The sequence below is a fragment of the Nevskia soli genome, assembly GCF_903970205.1.
In the GTDB taxonomy this organism is placed as follows: Bacteria; Acidobacteriota; Terriglobia; order Bryobacterales; family Bryobacteraceae; genus Bog-113.
The window spans coordinates 1-3,076 of record NZ_CAJCHS010000201.1; the positions used below are offsets into that span (position 1 = coordinate 1).

The 3,076-nt window shown below is 61.8% G+C and carries 3 protein-coding genes; all 3 read left to right on the forward strand.

The genetic code is table 11. From position 1 onward, the window contains the following. Nucleotide 1 precedes the first annotated feature (1 nt). Nucleotides 2-463, forward strand: a complete 462-nt coding sequence (locus tag H1Y01_RS09095; RefSeq protein WP_180540126.1) for a (2Fe-2S)-binding protein — start codon at nucleotides 2-4, stop codon at nucleotides 461-463. Then, nucleotides 460-2,706 (forward strand): xanthine dehydrogenase family protein molybdopterin-binding subunit, encoded by a 2,247-nt coding sequence (locus H1Y01_RS09100; protein WP_180540127.1) that lies wholly within the window; start codon nucleotides 460-462, stop codon nucleotides 2,704-2,706. The genes H1Y01_RS09095 and H1Y01_RS09100 overlap by 4 nt, the downstream gene beginning before the upstream one ends. Next, on the forward strand, nucleotides 2,687-3,076 hold a 390-nt coding region (locus H1Y01_RS09105), incomplete at its 3' end, for a YdeI/OmpD-associated family protein (protein ID WP_219341409.1). The genes H1Y01_RS09100 and H1Y01_RS09105, both read left to right, overlap by 20 nt.

Sequence of the window (3,076 nt, forward strand, 5' to 3'; positions counted from 1 at the left end):
CATGCCTTACACTCTCAACGTCAACGGAACAACAAAGACCGTTGACGCACCCGCAGACATGCCTCTATTGTGGGTTCTCCGCGACGTGCTCAACCTGAAAGGCGCCAAATACGGCTGCGGCATCGGGCAATGCGGCGCCTGTACGGTTCACATCGACGGACGCCCGATGCGATCGTGCGTAACGCCCGTCTCAGCGGCCAAAGGCCAGATCGTCACCATCGAAGGTCTGGAGCCCGGCCATCTGCACCCGCTGCAACGAGCCTGGACAGCGATAGATGTTCCGCAATGCGGCTACTGCCAGACCGGGCAGATCATGTCGGCCGCGGCGCTGCTATCCAAAACTCCGAAGCCGACGGATGCCGATATCGACGCTGCCATGACCGGGAATGCCTGCCGGTGCGGAACATATCCTCGGATCCGTGCGGCCATCCACCTGGCGGCGACTATGAGGACATCGGCATGAATCGACGCTCCTTTCTCCGTGTAACCTCATTAGCCGGCGGCGGCATCGTTCTCGGACTCTATTCGGAACGCGAAGCAACCGCCCAGCAACAACGCCAACAACAGCCCGCGCTCGATCCCTCCGCTTTCGTCAAGATCGGTTCCGATGGCACCGTTACGCTCGTGTCGCGCAACCCGGAAATCGGCCAGGGCATCAAGACGATGCTCCCGATGCTGATCGCCGAAGAACTCGAAGTCGATTGGAAATCCGTGAAAGTGGAGCAGGCCGATCTCGACGCCAAATACGGCATTCAGTTCACGGGCGGCAGCCGGGCCGCATCGAACAACTGGGTTCCCATGCGCCAGGTCGGCGCCGCGGCGCGTCAGATGCTCATCACCGCGGCGGCGAACAAGTGGGATGTGCCCGCGTCCGAGTGCCGCGCCTCTAATGGCCGCATTTATCACGACAAATCCAATCGCTCGCTGAGCTACGGCGAGCTTGCCGAGCGCGCGGCGAAGGTCCCTCCGCCGGACCTCACCACGATCAAGCTCAAAGATCCGAAGGAGTTCACCATCATCGGCAAGTCCACGATGGGTGTCGATGTCCCGGATATCGTCAGCGGGCAACCCATCTTCGGCATCGATTTCACGCTGCCCGGCATGCTCTACGCCGTGTATCAGAAGTGCCCGGTGTTCGGCGGCAAAGTAAAAACGGCAAACATCGATGCGATCAAGGGCATGCCTGGAATCCGGCACGTCTTCACCGTTGAAGGAATGGTGAAGAACGGTACGGTGATGGCGGGCGAGCCGGGTCTGGAACCGGGTATCGCGATTGTCGCCGATAGCTGGTGGTACGCGCAGTCGGCGCGCAACAAGCTGCAGGTCACGTGGGATGAGGGCGCCGCCGCATCGCAGAATACCACCGACTTCGCGCAGCGAGCCGTTGAGCTTTCGAAGCAGCCGCCCGTGAAAACGCTCCGCACAGATGGCGACTTCGCCGGGGCAATCAAAGCCGCGTCTAAAGTTGTCGAAGCGCAGTACTCGTACCCGCTGATCTCGCACGCGCCGCTCGAACCGCGCAACTGTACGGCGCGCGTTCAGAACGGCAAGGTTGAGGTCTGGGCCGGAAGCCAGACACCGGGCTCGGCTCGGGGCCTGATCGCCCAAACGCAAGGTATCCCGGACTCGGACATTACCGTTCACCTGCTGCGCGCGGGCGGCGGTTTCGGACGCGGGCTCAACAACGACTTCGTTAACGAAGCCGCCTGGATTTCGAAGACCATCAACGCGCCGGTGAAGCTGCTCTGGTCGCGTGAAGACGATATGACGCACGACTATTATCGTCCCGGCGGCTGGCACTTTATGAAAGGCGCGGTGGATTCATCCGGCAAGCTCGTCGCCTGGCGCAATCACTACATCGGCTATGGCGACGGCGATCGTCTCGCGCCCGCGGCCAACTTGCAGCCCAACGAGTTTCCCGCCACTTTCGTCCCCAACTTCGAATCACACCTTTCGACCATTCCGTTATGGCTAAAGACCGGCGCCCTGCGCGCTCCCGGAGCCAACGCGTACTCGTTCGTCTTCCAATCGTTCATCGACGAGCTGGCTCACGCGGCCGGACGCGATCCGCTTGAGTTCCGGCTGGCGCTGCTGGAGGAGCCCGGTACCGCCAACGTTCCCGGCTCCGCGAAATCGAAGGCGGAGAACGAACCGATTCCCAAACCGCCGCAGCGCGAATTCTACAATGCGGAGCGCATGCGGCGCGTGCTCCAAACCGTTGCCGATAAGTCCGGATGGGGCAAGACATCGCTCCCCAAGGGCACGGCCATGGGCGTCGGGTTCCATTACAGTTTTTCGGGCTACTTCGCGCATGTCGCGCAGGTTTCGGTCGACGCGCAGAAGCGCGTGAGCGTGCAGCATGTCTGGACGGCGGGCGATGTGGGCTCTCAGATCATCAATCCCAGCGGCGCGGAAGCGCAGGCGCAGGGCGCCATCATCGATGGCATGAGCGAGTTGATGGGCCAGGAAATCACGCTGGAAAAGGGACGCGTCGTCCAGACGAACTATGACAAGCACCAGTTGTCACGGATCAGGAATGCGCCGAAGATCGAGGTCTTCTTTGTTCCGAGCGACAATCCTCCGACGGGCCTCGGCGAGCCCGCTCTGCCGCCGATCATCCCGGCCATAGCCAACGCGATCTTCGCCGCTAACGGCGATCGCATCCGGGCGTTACCCATCGCGAACCTTGGATATCGCTGGGCTTGAGTTCAAAACGCAGCGCGCCTGGAGCGCGTGGCTCAAAAAGAACCACGCGAGTTCGGAAGGCGTGTGGCTGCGCATCCGGAAGAAGTCTTCGTCCACGATATCGGTGACGTATGCGGAAGCGCTGGACGCCGCGCTCTGTTACGGCTGGATCGACGCTCAGAAGAAGGCCGGCGACGCGGAAACGTTTCTGCAGCGGTTCACGCCGCGCGGTCCGAGGAGTATCTGGTCGAAGATCAACCGCGAAAAGGTGTTGGCTCTTATTGAAGCCGGGCGGATGCAGGCGGCCGGGCAGGCAGCGATCGATCGGGCGAAGGAGAACGGGAATTGGGACGCGGCGTACGACTCGTTCAAGACCAAGACGATCCCGCTG